This window comes from Streptomyces sp. CG 926 (assembly GCF_003148825.1).
Classification (GTDB): domain Bacteria; phylum Actinomycetota; class Actinomycetes; order Streptomycetales; family Streptomycetaceae; genus Streptomyces.
The window spans coordinates 64,004-86,282 of the sequence record NZ_QGGZ01000006.1; the positions used below are offsets into that span (position 1 = coordinate 64,004).

Here is a 22,279-nt window from a genome sequence, read left to right on the forward strand (position 1 = left end):
CCCGTGCCCACGCCTGCGTCTGCCGCGTCTGCCGCGTCTGCGCCCACGCCTGCGTCCATGCCTGCGTCTGCGTCCATGCCTGCGCCTGCGCCTGCGTCGCGTACGTCGTCGTCGCTGCTCACGATGTGTTGCTGCTCCTGATCACCCGGTTGCTCCGATGCCGGGGAAATCCTACGGCGAGACACCGCCCGGTCCCGCTGTGCGAGGATCAAGACTGTCTTTCGCCCACCCGACATACGCACACCCCGCGGATGCGGGCGGCGTACACACAGAACAACGTCGCACCCAAAAGGAGCGTGCCCATGTCCCAGAATCCGATCGCCGAGACCGTCTCCTCGCTGATGCCCCGCGCCAAGCAGGAGCTGACCGAGCTGGTGGCCTTCCAGTCGGTGGCGGACTGGGCGCAGTTCCCCCGGAGCGAGAGCGAAGCCGCCGCGAACTGGGTGGCCGACGCCCTGCGCGTCGAGGGCTTCCAGGACGTGGCGCTGCTCGACACCCCCGACGGCACCCAGTCGGTCTACGGCTTCCTGCCCGGCCCCGAGGGCGCGCCGACCGTGCTGCTCTACGCGCACTACGACGTCCAGCCGCCGCTCGACGACGCGGCCTGGACCTCCCCCGCCTTCGAGCTGACCGAGCGCGACGGCCGCTGGTACGGGCGCGGCGCGGCCGACTGCAAGGGCGGGTTCATCATGCACCTGCTGGCGCTGCGCGCGCTGAAGGCCAACGGCGGTGTGCCCGTGCACGTGAAGGTGATCGTCGAGGGCTCGGAGGAGCAGGGCACCGGCGGCCTCCAGCAGTACGCCGAGGCGCACCCGGAGCTCCTGACCGCCGACACCATCGTCATCGGTGACGCGGGCAACTTCCGGCTCGGCCTGCCGACGGTGACGGCCACCCTGCGCGGCATGTGCCTGGTCAAGGTGAAGATCGACACGCTGGGCGGCAACCTGCACTCGGGCATGTTCGGCGGCGCCGCCCCCGACGCCCTGGCCGCGCTGATCCGCGTACTCGACTCGCTGCGCGCGGCGGACGGTTCGACGACCGTGGACGGGCTGGCTTCGGACGAGGTCTGGGACGGCCTGCAGTACCCGGAGGCGGACTTCCGCAGCGACGCGAAGGTCCTGGACGGTGTCGAGCTCATCGGCGAGGGCACGATCGCGGACCGGCTGTGGGCCCGCCCGGCCGTCACGGTGCTCGGCATCGACTGCCCGCCGGTGGTCGGCGCGACCCCGTCGGTGCACGCGAGCGCCGGCGCGCTGATCAGCCTGCGGGTGCCGCCGGGCGTGGACACCGCCTCGGCCGTCAAGCTGCTGCAGGCCCACCTGGAGGCGCACACCCCGTGGAAGGCGCGCCTCGAACTGGAGGTCGTCGGTCAGGGTCAGCCGTTCCAGGCGGACACCGACAGCCCGGCGTACACGTCGATGCGCAGGGCCTTGGAGGCCGCCTACCCCGGCCAGGAGATGCAGATCAGTGGCATGGGCGGGTCGATTCCGCTGTGCAACACACTGACGTCGCTGTACCCGGAGGCGGAGATGCTGCTGATCGGGCTGAGCGAGCCGGAGGCGCAGATCCACGCGGTCAACGAGAGCGTGTCGCCGCAGGAGCTGGAGCGCCTGTCGGTGGCGGAGGCCCTCTTCCTCGTCGACTACGCGGAGTCCAAGCGCGCCTGACCCGCCTGCCGGGGCCGGTATCGGCCGAGTGGACGCGTAGCTGACCGGAACGTGAACGCCCGAGGCGCACTGCACCGCGCAGTGCGCCTTGGGCGTACTCGGCTCCCGGTGCATTCGCGGACGCGCGGCCGCGGCCGGCCGGACGAAGCCCTCACCGTGACGCCCGAACGGCTGGAGCGGATCGTCCTCACGCGCTGCCACCGCGACCAGGTCGGCGCGGCGGGTGAACTCGCCGCCCGCCGGCGCGTCCGGGTGCCGGCGCACCGCTCGGACGCACCGGTGATCCGGGGCGAGCGGCCGGTGCCCGTGCCCGAACCGGTGCTGCTGGATCGGGAGATACCGCCGTACGCGCACGGCCCGGCCGTCCCCGAGGCCCCGACCACCCCGACCACCCCGGTCGACCACGAGGTCGAGGACGGGGAGGCCCTGGACTCGGGGACGGGGCCGTACGTCGTGCACGCCCCGGGCCCCACTGACGGCAGCATCGGGATCCACCGTCCGCGCCACGGCGTGCTGTTCACGGGTGACTACGTCGGCGCCGTCGGGCGGCCGCTGCCGGACATCTTCGACGTGGACCGGCGCCGGGCGATCGCGAGCTTCCACCGCCCGGCCGCGCTCGCCCCCTCGGTCGCCCGCTTCGGCCACGGCGATCCACTGACGGTGGGCACAGCCGCCGCGGCAGCCGCGTCGGGAACGCCCGTCCGAGGTACCCGTCCGAGGTACCCGTCCGAGGTACCCGCCTGAGGTACCCGTCCGAGGGGGGCGCGCCGGGGCCCGGTTGCTCAGCCGACGGGTATGCCCGCCTCCAGGTACGCGGGCCGGCCGCGTTCGCGGGCGCGCAGGGCCCGGCGCAGGCGTTCGTAGCGGTGCTGCGGGAGCATGTCGGCGGCCTCGGCCTCCGTGACGAAGCGCCAGGCCCGTAGTTCCGGTCCGGGCAGCCGGAGCCGGGCCGTGGCCTCCGCCGACAGCCGGCCGCCGTCGAAGAGCAGGCGCAGCCCTCCGTAGCCGGGCGGCTGGGGCGGCTCCCAGTCGACCACCAGCAGCCCGGGCGCCCGCTCCAGTACGAGGCCCAGTTCCTCGGCGACCTCCCGTACGCCGGCGCTCGCGGGTGCCTCGCCCGCTTCGACGACCCCGCCCGGGAACTCCCAGCCCGCCTTGTACGTCGGGTCGACCAGCAGCACCCGGTCCTGCTCGTCGAAGAGTAGGACCCCGGCGGCCACCGTCTCCCGGGTGGGCTCCGGGGTCTGCACGATGTCGCAGACCTTCGCCGTGTCGGAGCGGACGGCCTCGGCGATGCGCTCGGCGGTCTGCCGCGGGGTCAGCACCCCGTTGTCGATGACGTGGGCGTCGCCGGTCAGCCAGCCGAGTGCTTGCCGGTAGACCGGGATGTGGTCGTAGGCCCACTGTCGGACGCGCAGGTCGACCTCCGCGGGCTCCCCCGGTTCCTGCCGTGCCGCGATCCGCTCCCGAAGGATCGTTTCCGCAGGAGCCAGAACCACATGCCGCACCGGGATCCGCCGAGCCGCCAGGCCGCCGAAGATCTCGTCCCGGTACTCCTGGCGCAGCAGTGTCATCGGTACGACGAGCACCCCGCCCAGTTCGGCGAGCATCGCCGCGGCCGTGTCCACCACCAACCGCCGCCAGCTCGGGAGGTCCTGATAGTCGGTGACCTCGGCCAGCCGCTTGGCCGGCAGCAGCACGCGCAACGCGTCGCCGATGAACTCCGGGTCGAACAGGGTGCTGTCCGGCAGGATTCCGGTCAGTTCGCGGGCCGTGCTGGTCTTTCCGGCGCTGAACGTGCCGTTGATCCAGACAATCACGTCTACCCCTTTCCCCATGGCTCGTCCGGAGCCCCCAGTGGCTTGCCCGCATCAGCCTGCCACGAAAACCTCGGGATCGGCCCAGTGCTTATCCTCAAGGTCACAGCCCTGCTCGTGAGCCCCGGAGGATTCGCCACCGTGCCCCACAACCGCCACCCGTCCGAGCTCCGCTACGGCAACCGGCCGACCATGAAGGACGTGGCGTCCCAGGCGGGCGTCGGCTTGAAGACGGTGTCGCGCGTGGTCAACGGTGAGCCGGGGGTGACCCCCGAGACCGAGAGACGGGTCCAGGAGGCGATCGAGGCCCTCGGCTTCCGCCGCAACGACAGTGCCCGCGTGCTGCGCAAGGGCCGCACGGCCACCGTGGGCCTGGTCCTGGAGGATCTCGCCGACCCCTTCTACGGTCCGCTCAACCGGGCGGTGGAGGAGGTGGCCCGGGCGCACGGGGCGCTGCTCATCAACGGCTCCAGCGCCGAGGACCCGGACCGGGAGCGGGAGTTGGCGCTCGCGCTGTGCGCCCGCCGGGTGGACGGGCTGATCGTGATCCCGGCCGGGGACGACCATCGCTATCTGGAGCCGGAGATGCGGGCCGGTGTGTCCACCGTGTTCGTGGACCGTCCGGCGGGCCGGATCGAGGCCGATGTCGTCCTGTCGGACAGCTTCGGCGGCGCCCGGGGCGGGGTGGCCCACCTGATCGCGGGCGGCCACCGCCGGATCGGTTTCATCGGCGACCAGCCCCGCATCCACACGGTGGCGGAGCGTCTGCGCGGCTACCGCGCGGCGATGGCGGAGGCGGGCCTGCCGGTGGCGGAAGCCTGGGTCTCGCTCGGGTCCACGGCCCCGGAACGGGTCTCGGCGGCGGCCGAGGCGATGCTCAGGGGCCCGGACCCGGTGACCGCCGTCTTCGCCGGCAACAACCGGGTGACGGTGACGGTGGTACGGGTTCTTGCGGCGCACGGCCGTCCGGTGGCGCTGGTCGGCTTCGACGACTTCGAGCTGGCCGATCTGCTCCGGCCGGGCGTGACGGTGGTCGCCCAGGACCCGGCGGCCCTGGGCCGGGTAGCCACGGACCGCCTCTTCCAACGCCTCGCGGGCGCGGACCTGACCCCGTCCCGCATCGAACTCCCGACCCACCTGATCCCGCGCGGCTCGGGCGAACTCCCGCCGACGGGCTGACCTTTCACCGGGTCGGCCCGCGCGACACGGCGTCGGGCCGCCCGGGGCGAGGTCGTTCGAGATCGCGGCGATCGGCACGTCGGCGGCACGTACCGAGTGCTGCCGGGCCCCGGCCCGGGCCCGGGCATGGCGGCGGCCCGGCGCCGGGGATCCGGGCCGGGTCGCTCATGCCGTCGGGCGGCTCGGGTCGCTCAGTTGGAAGCCGTCAGGGTGGCCGAGCGGCGCGGGATGGCGAAGGCGTCCAGTTCCGCGCGGGTCAGGCCGGTGAGGGCGGTGACCTCGTCGGCGCCCACCGCGCCGCAGTCGAGGCCGCGCACCAGGTAGCCGGCCAGGGCCTTCGCGGTGGCGGGCTCGTCCATCACGTCGCCCTCGATCTTGGCCACGTACGCCTTCAGGCGCGCGGCGGCGGCCTCCAGGCCCTCGCGGTAGAAGGTGAACACGGCCGCGTAGCGGGTCGGCAGGTGCGCCGGGTGCATGTCCCAGCCCTGGTAGTAGGCGCGGGCCAGAGCGCGGCGGGTCAGGCCGTAGTGCAGCTTCCAGGCCTCGTGGACGTGCTCGGTGGTGCCGATCGGCAGCACGTTGGTCGAGCCGTCGGAGACGCGTACGCCGGTGCCGGCGGCCGCGACCTGCATGATCGCCTTCGCGTGGTCGGCGGCGGGGTGGTCGCTCGACTGGTACGCGGCGGAGACGCCGACGCAGGCGCTGTAGTCGAAGGTGCCGTAGTGCAGGCCGGTGGCACGGCCCTTCGAGGCCTCGATCATCCGGGCGACCGTGGCGGTGCCGTCGGAGGCGACGATGGACTGGCTGGTCTCGATCTGGATCTCGAAGCCGATGCGGCCCGGGCGCAGGCCGCGGGTGCTCTCGAAGGCCTCCAGCAGCTTGACGAAGGCGCTGACCTGCTCGGCGTAGGTGACCTTCGGCAGGGTCAGGACGAGGCCCTCGGGCAGGCCGCCGTGCTCCAGCAGGCCGGAGAGGAAGATGTCCGTGGTGCGGATGCCGCGGTCGCGGACGTTGGACTCCATGCACTTCATGCGGATGCCCATGTACGGCGCGTTGGTGCCGTTGGAGAAGGCCTCCGAGACGAGGCGGGCGGCGCGGGCCGCGGCCTGGTCCTCCTCCTCGTCGGAGCGGACGCCGAAGCCGTCCTCGAAGTCGACGCGGAGGTCCTCGATGGGCTCGCTGCGGAGCTTGGCGCGGACGCGGTCGTAGACGGGTACGGCCAGCTCGTCGGAGATGCCGAGCACCTTGGCGAAGGTGGCGGCGTCCGGGGCGTGCTCGTCGAGGGCGGCGAGGGCCTGGTCGCCCCAGGATCGGATCGTGTCCGCGGCGAAGACGTCACCGGGTACGTAGACCGTGTGGATGGGCTGCCGGGTGCCGGGGTCGCCCGGGTAGTGGCGCGCGAGCTCCGCGTCCACCGGCGCGAGGGAGGCGCTGATGCCCTCGCTGACCGCGCCTGCGAGGCTCGTCGCCACCTTCTCCTGCTGACCCATCGTGCACTCTCCTCTTTTCCGCTTCACGGAAGCTTAGATCCGCATAGCAGAATTTAGTCACGGGGTTCCGCTCCGTCAATGGTCCCCCCGCCGCCTGGGACAAACGACCCGGGGCTGCGCGGTGACAAACACCACACAGCCCCGCGGTCGGAGAGTACGCAGGTCAGCAGCTACGGTCCCGACTCAGGCCGGGCAGCTACGGTCCCGACTCAGGCCGGGACCTGCGCCGCCCGCATACGGGGAACACAGACCGCCATGACGAGCGCCGCGGCCGGCCACATCGCCAGCCCGAAGGCCACCGCCGCGTACACGGCCTTCCCGTCCGCCGCCAGGACGCCGGCGAACACCGCCGCGTTGAGCAGCCCGGCCTCGGTGGCGAGCCAGGCCACCCACGGGTCGCGCCGGGCCAGCGCGCCCACCAGGCCCTGGACGAGGTAGGACAGGAACAGCAGCGCCATCCACGACACGCACAGGACCAGCACCCCCACCCACCACGGGGCCGGCGGCCAGAACAGCAGCACCACACCGATCAGGACGCCGGTCGTGGCGGCGGCCGCGACCCCCCGGCCGTCCTGGTCGGTGGCGTCGGCGGAACTCCTGGAGACGAAGAACGCCACCAGGTAGGCGAGCAGCGCGGCGCCGAGCGTCCCGAGGGCCGGCGCGCCCCATCGACCCAGTCCCACGAGCTGGGCGTACACCCCGGCGGCGGCGAGCAGCGAGCCCCACAGGAGGCGGGGCCGGGTGCCGGGTACGGACGAGGCCGGGATCGGGTGGCCGGACCCGGTGCGGACGGCCGGCGCCGCCGCGGGCGCATCGGCCCCCAAGGCGGTCGCCTTCCCGCGCCCGCCGGCCGGATCGGCCGCATTCCGAGGGCGCGGCCGGGGCTCGGGGCGGGGCCGGGGCCCGGGCCGGGGACGCGTCGCCGCCTTGCGCAAGCGGTCGATCACCTGCTGCGCGTCGGCCGGTCGCGCCGCGGGCTCCTTGGCCAGCAGTTCCAGCACCAGCCGTTCCAGTTTCTCGGGCACCGAGGGCCGGGAGTCCCTGATCGGGGTGGGCTCGCTGGTGAGGTGCTGCGAGAGCACCGACAGCCCGGAGCCGGTGAACGGCGGCCTGCCGGACAGCAGCTCGTACAACATGCAGCCGAGGGAGTACAGGTCGCTGCGGCCGTCGATGCGGCGGTCGCCGCGCGCCTGCTCCGGGGACATGTAGGTCGGCGTGCCGATGGCCGCGCCGGTGGCCGTCAGACCGGTGCCGGTCTCCTCGGCGAGGCGGGCGATACCGAAGTCGCAGATGGTGACGTCGGCCTCGGCGGGCCCGTGGACCATGATGTTGGCCGGCTTGATGTCCCGGTGGACCACACCGGCCCCGTGTGCCGCGGCCAGGCCCTCACAGATCTGTACCGCCCACCGGACCACGGCGGCGGGATCCGCACCCGAGCGGTGTTCACCCAGCACGGCGGTCAGGGGCCGCCCCGGTACCAGCTCCATGACGAGGAACAGCACCGGGCTGCCGTCGACCTCGACCTCGCCGTGGTCGTGGACCGTCACGATCCGAGGGTGGGTCAGGCTCGCGGCCGTGCGGGCCTCTTTGCGGAAGCGCTCCTCCAGGAGGTGGTCGCCGGCCACGCCCCGGGAGATCACCTTGACCGCGACCGCCCGGTCGAGTCGTAGGTCCCGGGCCTGCCACACCTCGCCCATCCCACCGGCCCCGAGCCTGCGCTCCAGCCGGTAACGCCCCTCCAGTAACGCGCCCCGCATCGGAAGAACCCCTTCCCCGTTCCCGCGCCCTCCCCGGGCTGATCGCAGCCTACGCCCCTCCCGTGACCGTACGAGGGGGGTTGCGGGCAGCGGCCGCCTGCTCGGGGACGCCGAGGTCGGTATACGACGAGGGCCTTCCGGTCCCGATGGGGACGTCGCCGTCCGCACCGGCCCCGGAAGGCCCTCACTCGTTCGTGCACCCGGTAGGCGACCGATCGCCTTCCCGGGATCGGGGCACCTAGCCCTTGCGCGCCTTGATCTCGTCCGTCAGCTGCGGGACGACCGCGAAGAGGTCGCCGACGACGCCGTAGTCGACGAGGTCGAAGATCGGGGCCTCGGCGTCCTTGTTGACGGCCACGATGGTCTTCGAGGTCTGCATGCCGGCCCGGTGCTGGATCGCGCCCGAGATGCCGGAGGCGATGTACAGCTGCGGGGAGACCGACTTACCGGTCTGGCCGACCTGGTTGGAGTGCGGGTACCAGCCGGCGTCCACGGCGGCACGCGAGGCGCCGACAGCCGCACCGAGGGAGTCCGCGAGGTCCTCGATGATGTGGAAGTTCTCGGCACCGTTGACGCCACGGCCACCGGAGACGACGATCGCGGCCTCGGTCAGCTCGGGGCGGCCGGTCGACTCGCGCGGGGTGCGAGCGGTGACCTTGGTGCCGGTGGCCAAGGCGCCGAAGGTGACGGCGAGCGCCTCGACGGCGCCGGCGGCCGGAGCGGCCTCGACCGGGGCCGAGTTCGGCTTCACGGTGATGACCGGAGTGCCCTTGGAGACGCGGGACTTGGTGGTGAACGACGCGGCGAAGGCGGCCTGCGTCGCGACCGGGCCCTCGTCACCCGCCTCCAGGTCGGTGGCGTCGGTGATGATGCCCGAACCGATACGGACGGCCAGGCGTGCGGCGATCTCCTTGCCCTCGGCGGAGGACGGGACGAGCACGGCGGCCGGGGACACGGCCTCGTACGCGGCCTGGAGCGCGTCCACCTTCGGTACCACGAGGTACTCGGTGAACTCGGGGGCGTCGGCGGTGAGGACCTTGACCGCGCCGTGCTCGGCGAGCACCGCGGCGGTGGCGTCGGCACCGGCGCCCAGGGCGACGGCGACGGGCTCGCCGATGCGGCGGGCGAGCGTCAGCAGCTCGAGGGTGGGCTTGCGGACGGCGCCGTCCACGTGGTCGACGTAGACGAGAACTTCAGCCATGGGACTGCTCTCCTGCGATTGCGAAGTGTCTGGGGGCTAAGAGGGGTGGCCGAAGTTCTTAGATGAACTTCTGGCCGGCCAGGAACTCGGCCAGCTGCTTGCCGCCCTCGCCCTCGTCCTTGACGATCGTGCCGGCGGTGCGGGCCGGGCGCTGCGCCGCGGAGTCGACCGCGGTCCAGGAGCCCTCGAGGCCGACCTCGTCGGACTCCAGGTCCAGGTCGGACAGGTCCCAGGACTCGACCGGCTTCTTCTTGGCGGCCATGATGCCCTTGAAGGACGGGTAGCGGGCCTCGCCCGACTGGTCCGTCACCGAGACGAGCGCGGGGAGGGAGGCCTCCAGCTGCTCGCTCGCGGTGTCGCCGTCACGGCGGCCGGTCACGGTGCCGTCCTCGACCTTGACCTCGGAGAGCAGGGTGACCTGCGGGACGCCCAGGCGCTCGGCCAGGATCGCCGGCAGCACACCCATGGTGCCGTCGGTCGACGCCATACCGGTGATGACCAGGTCGTAGCCGGCCTTCTCGATCGCCTTGGCGAGCACCAGAGAGGTGCCCATGACGTCGCTGCCGTGCAGGTCGTCGTCCTCGACGTGGATGGCCTTGTCGGCGCCCATCGAGAGCGCCTTGCGCAGCGCGTCCTTGGCGTCCTCGGGGCCCACCGTCAGGACGGTGATCTCGGCATCGTCGGCCTCGTCGGCGATCTGCAGCGCCTGCTCGACGGCGTACTCGTCGAGCTCCGACAGCAGGCCGTCGACGTCGTCACGGTTGACGGTCAAGTCCTCGGTGAACTGCCGGTCGCCCGTGGCGTCGGGCACGTACTTCACACAGACAACGATCCTCAGGCTCACGCCGGCTCTCCTACCGCATCGTCTTTTCTGGTACCGCCTTATGCAGGCAGCATAGGCGCCTTGTCGGGCGGATCCCGGTCGGGGCGGCCCGCGCTCCGAAGGGAATGTTACTCGTCAGTACACCGTGGGTCCCGCCAAGTCGCAAGGCTGCCGAGCTGTGATCTGCCCAACGCCGTCCGACCCTCCCAAGCAGGGACGATTCAGTCGCGCAACGCGTTGAAGCGCCCCTGGTGGTACAGCAGGGGGCGACCTTCCCCGGCCGGATCCCCGACGACCGCCTCAGCGATGATCACACGATGTTCACCGGCGGGCACACGGGCCACCACCCGGCAGACCAGCCAGGCCAGTACGCCGTCCAGCACCGGCACCCCGTGCGGGCCCGCGGCCCAGCCGGTCGGCGGACCGAAACGGTCGGCTCCGCTGCGGGCGAACAACCCCGCCAGCTCCCGTTGGTGCTCGCCGAGTATGTGGACGCCGAGGTACTCGCTGTCGCGCACCGCGGGCCAGCTGGAGGCCCCGGTGCCGATCGTGAAGGACAGCAGCGGCGGATCGGCGGAGACGGAGTTGAGCGAGGTGGCGGTGAACCCCACCGGGCGGCCGCCGTCCTGGGCGGTGATCACGGCGACGCCGGCGGCGTGCTGCCGGAAGACCGAGCGCAGCAGGTCGGGCGAACCGGGGCGGGTCGCGCCGGCGGCCGGCGCGGAGCCGGGACGGGTGGACATCGGGGAGCGGGGGGACGGAGCCGTGGGGACCGTCGGGACTGTCGGAGCAGTCATCAGGGTTCTGCCTTCTGCCGCGGGACGCGCGGGCGCTGTCGAGGATCGGGGGCCGGTGTGTTCAGTGGGCCCGACAGCGCGCGCTCGCGTGGCGGACGAGGTCCACATGGACCCGTCCGTAGAGCAGGAGTTCATACCGCATGCCGCCAGCCTGGCGATCTCCCGTGGACACAGTCAAGCGAGATCGGGCAGATGTCAGGCGCGTCACGCTGTGTGCGGGCGTGCGCACCGGCGCCTCGGGCCCCTCGACGGTGGGCCGCCCGGCGGTGAGGCCGTGGCGCCCGGCGGTGATGTCCGGGCCCCCGGCGGCCAGGCCCCGCGTCATACGGCGGCCCCCAGGGCGGCGATCACGTCCACCTTGCGCGGCATCCCGGCGGCCCGCCGCACGATGTGGCCCGCCGAGTCCAGGACCAGTACGGTCGGGGTCTTCTCGATCCCGAGGGCCCGCACCAGATCGAGCCGCTCCTCGGCGTCGATCTCGATGTGCGCCACCCCGTCCACCATCGCGGCGACCTCGGCGAGGATCCGCCGCGTGGCCCGGCAGGGCTGGCAGAAGGCGCTGGAGAACTGCACGAGGGTGGCCCGCTCCCCCGGTCGCGCGCCCAGTTCGGCGGCGCCCAGCCGGGCCCGCACGTCTTCCTGCCCCAGCACCCGCGCTCCCGTCGCCGTATTCGTCCGCGTACATCATCCCCGTACGCTCGTCCGTGCAACCGAGCACCCGGCGGGGCCGCTACATTCCCGGCGTGATGAGAATCTCTCCGGGCAGGGGCGTCTGGACTGGCCAGCGGGCCGCGTATGGGGCACGATCCCCATGGTCGCGTACCTACGCTTCCGTAACTTCCGGCCGGGAGCACCTCCCCAGGCAGAAAGCGGGGTCTCCCCACCATGGCTGAGCTCGTCTACCCTCCCGTGATCGGCGCCGCGCACGGACTCTTCCGCGCGCTGGACATCCGTATCGACATGAAGGGCACCGAGAACATCCCCCGCAAGGGCGGTGCGGTCCTGGTGTCGAACCACATCGGATACCTCGACTTCATCTTCGCCGGCCTGACGGCGCGGCCGCAGAAGCGCCTGGTCCGCTTCATGGCGAAGGAGTCGGTGTTCCGGCACAAGGTGTCCGGCCCGCTGATGCGCGCGATGAAGCACATCCCCGTCGACCGCAAGCAGGGTGAGGCCGCCTACCAGCACGCCTTGGACTCGCTGCGATCCGGCGAGATCATCGGCGTCTTCCCGGAGGCGACGATCTCCCAGTCCTTCACGCTCAAGAGCTTCAAGTCGGGTGCGGCGCGCATGGCGCAGGAGGCCGGCGTCCCGCTGATCCCCGTGGCGCTGTGGGGCACCCAGCGGCTGTGGACCAAGGGCCGCCCGAAGAACCTCAAGCGCAGCCACATCCCGGTGACGATGCGTGTGGGCGAGCCCGTGGAGGCCCCGGCCGACCAGTACGCCGGCGCCATCACCCGCCGGGTGCGCGAACGCGTACAGGAGCTGCTCGACGCGGCGCAGCGCGCCTACCCGGACAAGCCGAAGGGCACCGACGACTCCTGGTGGCTGCCGGCCCACCTCGGCGGCACCGCGCCGACGGCGGCCGAGGTCCGCGAGGCGGGCTGACCCCTTCCGCTCCTGACGAGGGCCTCCCGGACCGCGAGGCGGTCCCGGAGGCCGAGGGCGGGCGCGGCGCCCGTCAGTGGTCTCCGCCGGGGGGCCCGCACGGGGCGGCGAAGCACTGCCACTGCTGTTCCCCGTTCGGGACGTGCACCCCGCCTTCGTCGTGCCGGCCGGGACGGTGGTCATCCCGCTTGTCGTGGCGGTCCCGCCTGTCGCGGTGATCCCTCTTGTCGTGATCGCGCTTGTCGTGGTGGTCCTCTTCCGGCGTGGTGCCGCCGGGGGCCTCGCACGGGGCCGCGAAACATTGCCACTGCTGCCCCTTGTCCGGGACGTGCACCCCGCCGTCGGAGCCGTCCGCCACGATCGTGTGCGGCGACGCGGGGGTGGCGGCGAAGGCGGTCGTGGGGACGAGCACGCCTCCCGCCGCGATGGCGGTCGAGGCTACGAGCAGTGCGAGGCGTCGGGGTCGAAAGAGGCGGGTCATGAGTGTTCTCCTCGTGAAGGAAGCCGGAGTGGACCCCTCCAGTACGCCGCATCCCTCACCTCCCGTCACGTCGCTGCATCTCGTGGCTTGACGGATCGCCGAGCCTCTGATTTCGGCTCGGCTCGGCTCGTCGGCCGTAGGAGCCCGCTCAGCCCTCCCCCTCCCCCTCCCGCCTCCGGCGGCGGTGGGCCGCGACCCTGGCCCGGGTGGCACAACTACCGGAGCAGTAGCGGCGCGTACTGCCAGGGCCGGTGGCGAGGAAGAGGCGCCCACAGCTCTCGGCGGCGCAGGAGCCCCAGGCGATCCGCCCGTACTCCGTGAGCAGTTGGGCGAGCGCGAGGGCGCCCGAGGCGAGGAACCACTCGCCCCAGCCGGCCTCCTCGCCCCGGTCGACATGCAGGTGCCAAGGGTGCCCGTCGTGGCGGGTGAGGCGGGGACGGGTGCCGTACTCCGCGAAGAGGGCGTTGACGGCCTCGGCGGCGCGGTCCTCGTCGCCCTCGCCCAGCACCGCCACCATCCGCCGGGCCGCGGCGCGCAGTTCCGCCGCGCTCGCTTCGCAGAACACCTCCTCCGTGAGGTCGGCGGGGCGCTCCCCGTGCCCGGCCAGCAGCTCCGCGAGTTCGGCGCGCGGCAGGTCGGGGGTCGTCCGGACCGCTTCGGCGAGGTCGATCAGCCGACGGGCCGCCGAGAGGCCCTCCTGCGGGTCACCCATCCCCAGGTCCTTTCGCCCTACACGGACATCACGTAACGTCTTGTGCGCCTATCGCGTTACAGCGTATCGGGGAGGGGTCCATGGGCGGTTTCGGGCGATACCTGGCGGCGGCGCTGGCCGCGCGCATCGCCTCGGAGGGCATGGGCATGGCCGTGGTGCTGCTCGCCCTGGAGCGCACCGGGAGCGCGGCGCACGGGGCGTTCGTCCTGACGGCCTGGCTGGCCCCGCACGTCCTGGCCGCCCCGCTCGCAGGGGCGGCCGCCCGGACCCGTCGACCGCGCCTGTTCCACGCGGGAGCCCTGGCCGGTTTCGCGACGGCCGTCGCGGCGCTGACCCTCCTGCTCGGCCGGGCCCCCGTACCGCTGGTCCTGGCCGTGGCCGTGCTCGGCGGCTCCTGCGGGCCGATGGTGACGGGCGGGCTGTCCAGCCTGATCACCGCCCTGGTCCCGGCCGGACCCGGGCGGGACCGGGCGTACGGCTGGGACGCCGCGACCTACAACGCGGCGGCGGTCACCGCGCCGGCGGTGGTCGGACTGGTCGCGGCGCTGGGCTCGGCCGGGCCCGCCATGGCCGTCCTGGCGGCGTCGGGAGCCTTGGCGGCGGCGCTGGCGGCCACCCTCCCGTACGAGGACCGGGGCGCGGGCGACGGCGCGGGCCCGGTCCCCGGCACACCCCGGGCCGGGCTGGGCGCGGGCCTCGCGGCCCTGTGGCGGATCCGGGAGCTGCGGGCGGTCACCTCGGCCACGACCCTGGGCTTCGTGGGCATCGGCTCGCTCACCACGGTCTCGGTGCTGCTGGCGACGGAGCTCGGCAGCCCGGGCGGTGGGGGCGTGCTGATGACGGCATTCGCTGTGGGCGCGCTGGGCGGCTCGCTCACACTGGGCCGGATCACCTCCGTGGAGCCCGGCCGGCTGGTGCGGTGGGCGCTGGCCGGGACCGGGGCGGCCCTCGCGGCGGCGGCGTTCGCCCCGTCGTTGCCCGTGACGGCGGCGGTGTTCGCCCTCGCCGGGGTGTGCGACGGGCCGCTGCTCACGGCGACGCTGCGGATCCGCGCGCGCTACGCGCCGGAGGGGGTGCGGACCCAGGTGTTCACCCTGGGCGCGGGGCTGAAGCTGACGGCCGCGTCGGCCGGGGCGGCCCTGGTGGGGCTCGCGGCCGACGCGCCCGCGGCGGCGCTGCTGGCCGGGATCGCCGGGCTGCTGCTCGCGGCGGCGCTGCTGCACACGCTGACGGTGCCGCGGGAGTCGGGCCGCACCGCCGGTACCGTGACCGCGGGCGCTACAGAGCCGTCGGCAGGTTCCGCCACAACCGCGGCCGGTCCGCGGACTCCTGAAGGGCCTTGAGCGCGGCCGGGTGCGGGGCGGCGTGGAGCTCGGGGTAGTCGATCTCGCCGAGTTCGGGGCGCACGGGGAAGGCGAGCCGTTCCTGGTCGAGGTCGAACCGGGCGTCCACCCCGGGCTTGTTGCCGCGCGGGTCGAGGCGGGACCAGCGTGTGCTGCCGGGCAGCCGCAGGGCGACCAGGCCGTGCACGACGGGGTTCGTGCCGTCGTCGTCGGCGAGGCGCTGGTAGCACAGGGCCCCGGGGATGCCCTGGGCGCGCAGCAGCGCGACGAGGGCGTGGGCCTTGGCGTAGCAGATGCCGTTGCGTGTGGTGAGGACGTCGGACGCCCGCCAGGCGACGCGCGGGTCGCCCGAATCGCCCGAGTGCGGGATGGTGTCGCGGACGAACTCGAAGGCGGCCTCGGCGTATGAATATGCGTCGCCGCTGGATGACCAGAGCGTGTCGGAGATTTCCTGTACGACCGGATGCCAGTGGTCGATCGCCTCGCTGGACGCCAAATAGGCGTGGATATCGGGGCTCTGTTGGATCAGCTGCATGGCCGGAGCATAGATATACCCTCGACCGTGAATCAATAGATGCACGGTCGAGGGTATATCTATGCAGACAGGTGCGGTGAGCCGACCTAGCGCGCCAGCTCTTCCTTCAGTGCCTGGAGGAAGCCGTCCACGTCCTCTTCCTGGGTGTCGAAACCGCACATCCAGCGGACATCGCCCGCGGCCTCGCCCCAGAAGTAGAAGCGGTAACGCTTCTGCAGCCGCCGCGAGACCTCGTGGGGCAGCCGCGCGAACACCGCGTTGGCCTGCACCGGGTAGAGGATCTCCACGCCGTCCGTCTCGCGCACACCGGCGGCGAGCCGCTGTGCCATCGCGTTCGCGTGCCGGGCGTTGCGCAGCCACAGGTCCTTGGCGAGCAGGGCCTCCAGCTGCACCGACACGAAGCGCATCTTGGACGCGAGCTGCATCGACATCTTGCGGATGTGCTTCATCTGCCGGACCGCGTCCGGGTTGAGCACCACCACGGCCTCGCCGAACATCATGCCGTTCTTGGTGCCGCCGTACGACAGCACGTCCACGCCGACCGCGTTGGTGAAGGCGCGCATCGGCACGTCGAGGGAGGCCGCGGCGTTGGCTATCCGGGCACCGTCGAGGTGGACCTTCATGCCGAGCCCGTGGGCGTGCTCGCAGATCGCCCGGATCTCGTCCGGGGTGTAGACCGTACCCAGCTCGGTGTTCTGGGTGATCGACACGACCTGCGGCATCGCCCGGTGCTCGTCCTCGAAGCCCCAGGCCTCCTGGTCGATCAGCTCAGGGGTGAGCTTGCCGTCCGGGGTCGGTACGGCGAGCAGCTTGAGGCCCGCCATCCGCTCCGGCGCGCCGCCCTCGTCCACGTTGATGTGGGCGCTCTTGGCGCAGATCACGGCGCCCCAGCGGTCCGTCATCGCCTGGAGGGCGGTGACGTTCGCGCCGGTGCCGTTGAAGACCGGGAAGGCTTCCGCGTACGGCCCGAAGTGGCTGCGTATGACCTTCTGCAGGTGTTCGGTGTAGTCGTCCTCGCCGTAGGCGACCTGGTGGCCGCCGTTGGCGAGCGCGACGGCGGCCAGGATCTCCGGGTGCACTCCCGCGTAGTTGTCGCTCGCGAAGCCGCGCACCGCCGGGTCGTGGTGGCGCCTGGCGTCGGTCTTCCCTGCCTCGGTTCTCACGGTTGCGGAGTGAGCCACAGACGCTGTCCGTTCACATCGATGGCGGGCCGCTCCCAGACGCCGGCGATGGCCTCGGCCAGCTCCGTGACGTCGGTGAAGCCCGCGAACTTCGCAGTGGGGCGCTCGGCGCGCATCGCCTCGTGCACCAGTGCCTTGATGACCAGGATCGCAGCTGCCGCGCCGGGACCCTCGTCACCCCCCGCCTTGCGGAAGGAGTCCGCCATGGACAGGGTCCAGGCCTCGGCCGCCGCCTTGCCCGCGTTGTACGCGGCGTTGTTGGCGACCGGCTTGTGCGCCCCGGACTGGCTCACCAGCACGTAGCGGCCGCGATCGCTGCGCAGCAGGCCGTCGTGGAAGGCCAGCGAGGTGTGCTGGACCGTGCGGATGAGGAGCTTCTCCAGGAAGGTCCAGTCCGCGAGGTCGGTGTCGGTGAAGGTCTTGCTGCCGCGCCAACCGCCGACGAGGTGGACCAGGCCGTCGATCCGGCCGAACTCCTTCTCGGTCTGCTCGGCCCAGGCCTTGGTGGCGTCCAGGTCGAGCAGGTCCACGGTGTCACCGGTGATGGTGGCGCCACCGTGGGCGTAGCGGGCCGCGTCCACGGCCTCCGCAAGCCGCGCCGGATCGGCGTCGGACGCGATGACCACCGCACCCGCCTCGGCGAGGCGGAGCAGGGTGGCGCGGCCGGCGGGCCCGCCGGCCCCGGCCACCGCCACCACCGCTCCGTGCAGCTTTCCGTTGCCGTTCCCGGAGCCGTTCATCTGTGCAGCCTCCTGTGGGCGAGTGCTCACGCGGCGACTCGCTCGGCCTGCTCTGCGTTCAGGGCCGTGATGCCCTTGGTCGACGCGATCGTCCCCTTGAGCTTCTTGGCGAGCGCCTCAAAGAACATGCTGAGCGGAAACTCGTCCGGAAGCACGTCGTCCACGAGCTTGCGCGGCGGCTGCGTCAGGTCCAGGGCGTCGGCGCCCTTGGCCCACTTGGAACCCGGGTGCGGGGCCAGGTAGGTGGAAACCAGCTCGTAGGCCTTGAACCAGTGCACGAGCTTCGGGCGGTCGATGCCGGCCCGGTACAGGTCCTCGATCTCGGCGCACAGCTGGTTGGTGACCTGCGGGGCGCGCATCCAGTCGATCTTCAGCTTGTTGTCCGTCCAGCGCACGACGTCGTGCTTGTGGAGGTAGGCGAAGAGCAGCTGGCCGCCGAGGCCGTCGTAGTTCCGGTTGCGGTCGCCGGAGACCGGGAAGCGGAACATCCGGTCGAAGAGGACGGCGTACTGCACGTCACGGCCGTGCTCGTTGCCCTCGGACTCCAGCTTCACGGCCTCCTTGAAGGCGGTGAGGTCGCAGCGCAGCTCCTCCAGGCCGTACATCCAGAACGGCTGGCGCTGCTTGATCATGAAGGGGTCGAACGGCAGGTCGCCGTGGCTGTGGGTGCGGTCGTGGACCATGTCCCACAGGACGAAGGCCTTCTCGCAGCGCTCCTGGTCCTCGACCATGCGGGCGATGTCCTCGGGCAGGTCGATGCCCAGGATGTCGACGGCGGCCTCGGTCACCTTGCGGTAGCGGGCGGCCTCGCGGTCGCAGAAGATACCGCCCCAGGTGAAGCGCTCGGGGGCCTCGCGCACGGCGATGGTCTCCGGGAAGAGCACGGCGGAGTGGGTGTCGTAGCCCGGGGTGAAGTCCTCGAAGGTGATGCCGAGGAAGAGCGGGTTGTCGTACCGGGTGCGCTCCAGCTCGGCGAGCCACTCGGGCCACACCATCTTGAGCACGACGGCTTCCAGGTTGCGGTCCAGGTTGCCGTTCTGGGTGTACATGGGGAAGACGACCAGGTGCTGGAGCCCGTCGGCGCGCTCGGCGGCCGGGTGGAAGGCCAGCAGGGAGTCGAGGAAGTCCGGCACCTTGAAGTCGTCCGCGGCCCACTTGCGCAGGTCGGCGACGAGAGCCTGGTGGTACGCGGCACCGTGCGGGAGCAGCGGCGAGAGCGCCTCGACCCCTGCGATCACGCGGTCCACCGCGGCCAGGACGGTGGCACGGCCGTGCGCGCCCTCGACCTCGAAGTCGATGGAGCCGTCCTTGGCCTGCCAGGGCCGGATCTCCTCCACGGCGGCCTTGAGCTCGGGCCACGCGGGGTGGTCGACCACCCGCGCTTCGGCGGTTATCACGGCGCCGCCGGTACCGGGCACAAGAGTTTCCGTCATGTCACTTCCTCCACAGGAGAACCTCACGTATGGGCAGAGTATGCGCGCGAGGCTCTCCCCCTCAAGAGGGAACTCGGGAAATTATCCTGCGTCACCCCCCATTTCACCGGAAGTCTTCCCGTTCGCTGCTGCGGAACTGACCACTCCGCCCAATTGCGCCAAGGCTCGTCCGCCTTTCGGCCACCCTCCGACCGGGCCCGGGCGGGTGGGGACCGACAGGCGACCGAGGCGCACATCACACGCCCCGGAAGTGCGGAATGACCTTTTCGCCCCATTGCCTCAAGGTCTCCAGGCAGGCTTCCTGCCCCACCGTGCCCATCTGGATCAGGCACATGATCTCGTCGGCGCCCGCCTCCCGCAGCCGCTCCACGTACGCGATCGCGTCGTCGGCGCTTCCGTAGGCGTGGTCGGCGTTGAAGGTGGCCGTCGCGGTCGGCCGGACGGGGATGTCCAGCTCGTGCAGCCGGGCCACCACCTGCTCGGCGGCCGTGCGCATCTCCTCGACCTCGTCGGCGCCCGCGACCACGGCCTCGTCCGGGACGCCCGCCCCGCCGTACCAGTGACCGATGGACTGGGCGAAGAACCGCTGCCCCCGGACGCCGATCCGACGCGCCTCCTCCCGGTCGTCGAGCACGATGGTCGGGCACAGTACGGAGAAGTGGTCGTTGACCACCGTGGACACGAAGCCGCTGCCGTCCCGTCCGGCGATCGCCGCGTCGTAGACGGAACGCATCCCCGCGATGGACTCGGGACCGGCGAAGCCCATCACCAACGCCCCGATCCCCAGCTCGGCCGCCCGGACCAGGGTCTCGCCCCTGCTGCACGCCAGGAACAACGGCGGATGCGGGGCCTGCCGCGGCCTCGGCAGGATCGGGTGCGGATCGATGTCGATCAGCTCGCCGTGGTACTCCAGCTCCTCCTCCCGCCAGGCCCGACCGATGATCCGCAGCGCCTCCTCGACCTCGGCCGTGGTGCGGTCCCGGTCCACCCCGCACAAGGAGGTCTCCTGCTCGGTGCCGCCGCGTCCGGCCCCGAGGTCCAGGCGCCCGCCCGAGAGCAGGTCGAGCATGGCGGCCCGCTCGGCGACCCGCACCGGGTGGTTGAAGTTGAAGGGCATGCACACGACGCCGTGGCCGATGCGTATGGTGTTCGTCCTGGCCGCGACCCAGGTCAGGAAGATCTCGGGGGCCGACATGTGCGCGTACCACTTGAGCGAGTGGTGCTCGACCGCCCAGATCCGGTCGAATCCCATGCGTTCGGCGAGCACGGCCTGCTCGACGCAGTCATGGATGAGCTGGTGCTCCCGTTCCACCGTCGGGTCGGCAAGCTGAGCTTCGAAGATCACGGAGAATTCCACTGTGCCTCCAGGGTTGCGTCGCGTACCCGGTCTCACTTCAATTCGAAATATGACTAGTAGTCAGGAGTCGAAGAAGCAAGAGCTGCCGCCGACCGCGTGGGCCGTGCTGGGCCTGCTCTCCTTCCCGGGTGAGCGGACCGGATACGAACTGAAGAAGTGGGCGGACTCCTCGCTCCGCTTCTTCTACTGGTCACCGGCCATCAGCCAGATCTACGCGGAGCTGCGCCGACTGGAGGACCTGGGCTACGCGGCCTCCGTGCGCTCGGGACCCGAGGAGGCGCGGGCCAAGCGCCGCTACGCCATCACCGACGCCGGACGCGGCGCGCTGGCCGGCTGGGCCGCCGACACCGCGGAGGCCGGGCCCCCGGTGCTCAAGCACGGGCTGCTGCTGCGGATCTGGCTCGGTCACCTGGCCGAGCCGGAGCGGCTGCGCGCGATGGTCGGCGAGCACCTGGAGCGCACCCGGGGCGAGCTGGCCGCCGTACGGGAGGCGATGGAGCACGCGAGCGGCGTACCGGAATGGACGTTCCCGACCCTCGCGCTGCGGTGGAGCGAGCGGCAGCACCTGGCCGAACTCGAACTGGCCGAGGCCCTGCTCACGGACCTGGACGGGCTGACCGAGGCTCGGCGCGACCCGGGCCGTCAAGCCGACGGGGACGCGCCCACGCCCGGGTGACGCGACAGACGCGGCGCCGCTCCCGGTGGGGCGCACAACCCTGGCGGGAAGCGGCCGGGGCGCTCCTCGGGGGCCTTGCACGCCCGGTCCCTTCGCACCCGTGGCGCACTAGCATGCGACCTCATCACGCGCGGCCGGTCGGGACACCGAAGCCGCGCGGGGAGCCGCCGTCGACGGAAGCGAGAGAACCTTGACTTTCCTCACCATCGGTCACCGCGGGGTCATGGGTGTCGAACCGGAGAACACCCTGCGGTCGTACCTGCGAGCGGAACGTTGCGGCATGGACGTCATCGCTCTGGATCTGCGCCTGAGCAAGGACGGGGCGCTGGTCGCCGTGCACGACCCCGAGGTGGACCGGACCACCGACGGCTCGGGGGCCGTCGCCGATCTGACCGTGGCCGAGCTGCGCGAGCTGGACGCCGGTCAGGGCGAGCGCGTGCCGGTCCTGGAGGAGGTGCTGGACGCGGTCCGGGTGCCGATCCAGGCCCTCGTCGGCGACCTGCCCACCGCCACCGCGCTCGCGGCACTGATCCTGCGCCACGACCTGACCTCCCGGGTGGAGGTGGCCTCCGCCCAGGAAGCGGTGCTCGCCGAGACGGCCCGCCTGGCGCCGGGCGTACGGACCGTCCTGTACGCGGACTCCCCCGGCGACGGAGCCGGGTCGGTCGTGGACCGGGCGTCGGCCGTAGGCGCCGCGACGGTCGCCGTGGACGTCCACCGGCTCAGCCTGGAGACGGTGGACTCGGCGCACGCGGCGGGCCTGCGCGTGACGGGCCTGGCGGTCGACACCCTGGACCTGTTGCGGCTCGCGCGGGCGCTCGGACTGGACGGCGCGGTCACGGACTTCCCGGAGATCCGCAGTACGGGCCGCTTCACCGCCTGACGGCGACGGCCCGGCTCCTGATCCGGCTCGGACCCGTGCTCGGACTCCGACTCAGAGCGACTTGACCAGCAGCTCGAAGGCCAGGTCGGTACGGCGCGGGACGCCGAAGCGCTCGTCACCGTAGGGGAAGGGGCTCATCTCGCCGGTGCGCCGGTAGCCGCGGCGCTCGTAGTAGGCGATGAGCTCCTCCCGTACGTGCACCACCGTCATCCGCATCTCCTTGGCGCCCCACGTCTCGCGGGCGCGGCGCTCGGCCTCGGCCAGGATCTCCTTGCCGAGGCCCGCGCCCTGGAGGCCGGGGCGGACGGCGAACATCCCGAAGTAGACGTGGTCGTCGCGGTGTTCGAGCTGGCAGCAGGCGACGAGCTCGCCCGCGCGCTCGACGACGAGCAGGACCCCGTCCGGGGCGGCGATGACGGCGCGGACCCCGTCCGGGTCGGTGCGCTGCCCGTCCAGGAAGTCGGCCTCGGTGGTCCAACCGGCCCGGCTCGCGTCCCCTCGGTAGGCGGACTCGACGAGTTCCACCAGTTCCGGTACGTCCGTCTCCACGGCGCTGCGGAAACTCAGGGCTTCGGGCTGGGCGGTCGTCATCGGGCGCT

General features: G+C 72.2%; 22 protein-coding genes. 7 read left to right on the forward strand and 15 right to left on the reverse strand.

Annotation, left to right across the window (positions count from 1 at the left end; translation table 11 throughout):
* The first annotated feature begins 302 nt into the window (after nt 1–302).
* On the forward strand, nt 303–1,667 hold the full coding sequence (locus BCL76_RS17340; RefSeq protein WP_109780402.1) for a dipeptidase: 1,365 nt from the start codon (nt 303–305) through the stop codon (nt 1,665–1,667).
* Between the two features lie 108 nt (nt 1,668–1,775).
* Nucleotides 1,776–2,411, forward strand: a complete 636-nt coding sequence (locus BCL76_RS17345) for an MBL fold metallo-hydrolase (RefSeq protein ID WP_258309764.1) — start codon at nt 1,776–1,778, stop codon at nt 2,409–2,411.
* A gap of 38 nt (nt 2,412–2,449) precedes the next feature.
* Here BCL76_RS17345 and BCL76_RS17350 read toward each other — a convergent pair whose 3' ends face one another.
* Nucleotides 2,450–3,487, reverse strand: a complete 1,038-nt coding sequence (locus tag BCL76_RS17350; RefSeq protein WP_109780404.1) for an NUDIX hydrolase — start codon at nt 3,485–3,487, stop codon at nt 2,450–2,452.
* A 189-nt stretch (nt 3,488–3,676) separates the two neighbouring features.
* On the opposite strand from BCL76_RS17350, the gene BCL76_RS17355 reads away from it, so the two are divergent.
* Nucleotides 3,677–4,663, forward strand: a complete 987-nt coding sequence (locus BCL76_RS17355) for a LacI family DNA-binding transcriptional regulator (RefSeq protein WP_258309790.1) — start codon at nt 3,677–3,679, stop codon at nt 4,661–4,663.
* A gap of 191 nt (nt 4,664–4,854) precedes the next feature.
* Here the strand turns inward: BCL76_RS17355 and BCL76_RS17360 are convergent, their stop codons facing one another.
* The 6 genes from BCL76_RS17360 to BCL76_RS17390 form a co-directional block, all read right to left on the reverse strand.
* Nucleotides 4,855–6,153 (reverse strand): DUF6986 family protein, encoded by a 1,299-nt coding sequence (locus BCL76_RS17360; protein ID WP_109780405.1) that lies wholly within the window; start codon nt 6,151–6,153, stop codon nt 4,855–4,857.
* A 209-nt stretch (nt 6,154–6,362) separates the two neighbouring features.
* Entirely contained in the window at nt 6,363–7,910 is a 1,548-nt protein-coding gene (locus BCL76_RS17365) for a serine/threonine-protein kinase (protein ID WP_109780406.1), read from the reverse strand.
* A gap of 238 nt (nt 7,911–8,148) precedes the next feature.
* Nucleotides 8,149–9,111 carry an electron transfer flavoprotein subunit alpha/FixB family protein gene (locus BCL76_RS17370; RefSeq protein WP_109780407.1) on the reverse strand — a complete coding sequence of 321 codons (963 nt, stop codon included), beginning with the start codon at nt 9,109–9,111 and terminating at the stop codon, nt 8,149–8,151.
* Between the two features lie 58 nt (nt 9,112–9,169).
* Entirely contained in the window at nt 9,170–9,955 is a 786-nt protein-coding gene (locus tag BCL76_RS17375; RefSeq protein WP_030012969.1) for an electron transfer flavoprotein subunit beta/FixA family protein, read from the reverse strand.
* Between the two features lie 200 nt (nt 9,956–10,155).
* Nucleotides 10,156–10,677, reverse strand: a complete 522-nt coding sequence (locus BCL76_RS17380) for a flavin reductase family protein (protein WP_109780408.1) — start codon at nt 10,675–10,677, stop codon at nt 10,156–10,158.
* Nucleotides 10,678–11,052: 375 nt separating this feature from the next.
* Complete coding sequence (locus tag BCL76_RS17390) at nt 11,053–11,382, reverse strand: thioredoxin family protein (protein ID WP_258309765.1); 330 nt, start codon at nt 11,380–11,382, stop codon at nt 11,053–11,055.
* A 234-nt stretch (nt 11,383–11,616) separates the two neighbouring features.
* Between BCL76_RS17390 and BCL76_RS17395 the strand changes: the two genes are divergently transcribed.
* On the forward strand, nt 11,617–12,339 hold the full coding sequence (locus BCL76_RS17395; RefSeq protein ID WP_109780410.1) for a lysophospholipid acyltransferase family protein: 723 nt from the start codon (nt 11,617–11,619) through the stop codon (nt 12,337–12,339).
* 73 nt (nt 12,340–12,412) lie between these two features.
* Here the strand turns inward: BCL76_RS17395 and BCL76_RS17400 are convergent, their stop codons facing one another.
* Nucleotides 12,413–12,820, reverse strand: a complete 408-nt coding sequence (locus tag BCL76_RS17400) for a hypothetical protein (protein ID WP_109780411.1) — start codon at nt 12,818–12,820, stop codon at nt 12,413–12,415.
* A 148-nt stretch (nt 12,821–12,968) separates the two neighbouring features.
* Nucleotides 12,969–13,532, reverse strand: a complete 564-nt coding sequence (locus BCL76_RS17405) for a CGNR zinc finger domain-containing protein (protein WP_109780412.1) — start codon at nt 13,530–13,532, stop codon at nt 12,969–12,971.
* Nucleotides 13,533–13,612: 80 nt separating this feature from the next.
* Between BCL76_RS17405 and BCL76_RS17410 the strand changes: the two genes are divergently transcribed.
* Nucleotides 13,613–14,875: an MFS transporter gene (locus BCL76_RS17410; RefSeq protein WP_109780413.1), complete on the forward strand. Its 1,263-nt coding sequence runs from the start codon at nt 13,613–13,615 to the stop codon at nt 14,873–14,875.
* Here the strand turns inward: BCL76_RS17410 and BCL76_RS17415 are convergent.
* From BCL76_RS17415 to BCL76_RS17435, 5 genes are all read right to left on the reverse strand, one after another.
* A complete protein-coding gene (locus tag BCL76_RS17415; RefSeq protein WP_109780414.1) occupies nt 14,811–15,410 on the reverse strand; it encodes a transglutaminase-like domain-containing protein in 600 nt (199 codons plus the stop codon). The genes BCL76_RS17410 and BCL76_RS17415 overlap by 65 nt on opposite strands.
* Before the next feature lie 86 nt (nt 15,411–15,496).
* Nucleotides 15,497–16,591 carry a threonine aldolase family protein gene (locus BCL76_RS17420; protein ID WP_375137935.1) on the reverse strand — a complete coding sequence of 365 codons (1,095 nt, stop codon included), beginning with the start codon at nt 16,589–16,591 and terminating at the stop codon, nt 15,497–15,499.
* Nucleotides 16,570–17,331 carry an SDR family NAD(P)-dependent oxidoreductase gene (locus BCL76_RS17425; protein WP_109780416.1) on the reverse strand — a complete coding sequence of 254 codons (762 nt, stop codon included), beginning with the start codon at nt 17,329–17,331 and terminating at the stop codon, nt 16,570–16,572. Before BCL76_RS17425 ends, BCL76_RS17420 begins: the two co-directional genes overlap by 22 nt.
* Nucleotides 17,332–17,357: 26 nt before the next feature.
* The gene (locus BCL76_RS17430) at nt 17,358–18,764 is read right to left on the reverse strand and encodes a DUF6421 family protein (RefSeq protein WP_109780417.1); all 1,407 of its coding nucleotides are present in this window, start codon (nt 18,762–18,764) and stop codon (nt 17,358–17,360) included.
* A 235-nt stretch (nt 18,765–18,999) separates the two neighbouring features.
* Nucleotides 19,000–20,121 carry an LLM class flavin-dependent oxidoreductase gene (locus tag BCL76_RS17435; protein ID WP_109780418.1) on the reverse strand — a complete coding sequence of 374 codons (1,122 nt, stop codon included), beginning with the start codon at nt 20,119–20,121 and terminating at the stop codon, nt 19,000–19,002.
* A 49-nt stretch (nt 20,122–20,170) separates the two neighbouring features.
* On the opposite strand from BCL76_RS17435, the gene BCL76_RS17440 reads away from it, so the two are divergent.
* Both BCL76_RS17440 and BCL76_RS17445 read left to right on the forward strand, forming a co-directional pair.
* Nucleotides 20,171–20,797, forward strand: a complete 627-nt coding sequence (locus BCL76_RS17440) for a PadR family transcriptional regulator (protein WP_109780419.1) — start codon at nt 20,171–20,173, stop codon at nt 20,795–20,797.
* Nucleotides 20,798–20,987: 190 nt separating this feature from the next.
* A complete protein-coding gene (locus BCL76_RS17445) occupies nt 20,988–21,680 on the forward strand; it encodes a glycerophosphodiester phosphodiesterase (protein ID WP_109780420.1) in 693 nt (230 codons plus the stop codon).
* A gap of 51 nt (nt 21,681–21,731) precedes the next feature.
* Here BCL76_RS17445 and BCL76_RS17450 read toward each other — a convergent pair whose 3' ends face one another.
* On the reverse strand, nt 21,732–22,271 hold the full coding sequence (locus BCL76_RS17450) for a GNAT family N-acetyltransferase (RefSeq protein WP_109780421.1): 540 nt from the start codon (nt 22,269–22,271) through the stop codon (nt 21,732–21,734).
* Nucleotides 22,272–22,279 lie beyond the last annotated feature (8 nt).

What these genes read in the sequence shown, in the direction of transcription:
- BCL76_RS17340 (WP_109780402.1), top strand. Translation starts at nt 303, where the DNA reads ATGTCCCAGAATCCGATCGCCGAGACCGTCTCCTCGCTGATGCCCCGC.
- BCL76_RS17355 (WP_258309790.1), top strand. Translation starts at nt 3,677, where the DNA reads ATGAAGGACGTGGCGTCCCAGGCGGGCGTCGGCTTGAAGACGGTGTCG.
- BCL76_RS17360 (WP_109780405.1), bottom strand. Translation starts at nt 6,153, where the DNA reads ATGGGTCAGCAGGAGAAGGTGGCGACGAGCCTCGCAGGCGCGGTCAGC.
- BCL76_RS17365 (WP_109780406.1), bottom strand. Translation starts at nt 7,910, where the DNA reads ATGCGGGGCGCGTTACTGGAGGGGCGTTACCGGCTGGAGCGCAGGCTC.
- BCL76_RS17370 (WP_109780407.1), bottom strand. Translation starts at nt 9,111, where the DNA reads ATGGCTGAAGTTCTCGTCTACGTCGACCACGTGGACGGCGCCGTCCGC.
- BCL76_RS17380 (WP_109780408.1), bottom strand. Translation starts at nt 10,677, where the DNA reads ATGTCCACCCGTCCCGGCTCCGCGCCGGCCGCCGGCGCGACCCGCCCC.
- BCL76_RS17395 (WP_109780410.1), top strand. Translation starts at nt 11,617, where the DNA reads ATGGCTGAGCTCGTCTACCCTCCCGTGATCGGCGCCGCGCACGGACTC.
- BCL76_RS17400 (WP_109780411.1), bottom strand. Translation starts at nt 12,820, where the DNA reads ATGACCCGCCTCTTTCGACCCCGACGCCTCGCACTGCTCGTAGCCTCG.
- BCL76_RS17405 (WP_109780412.1), bottom strand. Translation starts at nt 13,532, where the DNA reads ATGGGTGACCCGCAGGAGGGCCTCTCGGCGGCCCGTCGGCTGATCGAC.
- BCL76_RS17410 (WP_109780413.1), top strand. Translation starts at nt 13,613, where the DNA reads ATGGGCGGTTTCGGGCGATACCTGGCGGCGGCGCTGGCCGCGCGCATC.
- BCL76_RS17415 (WP_109780414.1), bottom strand. Translation starts at nt 15,410, where the DNA reads ATGCAGCTGATCCAACAGAGCCCCGATATCCACGCCTATTTGGCGTCC.
- BCL76_RS17425 (WP_109780416.1), bottom strand. Translation starts at nt 17,331, where the DNA reads ATGAACGGCTCCGGGAACGGCAACGGAAAGCTGCACGGAGCGGTGGTG.
- BCL76_RS17430 (WP_109780417.1), bottom strand. Translation starts at nt 18,764, where the DNA reads ATGACGGAAACTCTTGTGCCCGGTACCGGCGGCGCCGTGATAACCGCC.
- BCL76_RS17440 (WP_109780419.1), top strand. Translation starts at nt 20,171, where the DNA reads ATGACTAGTAGTCAGGAGTCGAAGAAGCAAGAGCTGCCGCCGACCGCG.
- BCL76_RS17450 (WP_109780421.1), bottom strand. Translation starts at nt 22,271, where the DNA reads ATGACGACCGCCCAGCCCGAAGCCCTGAGTTTCCGCAGCGCCGTGGAG.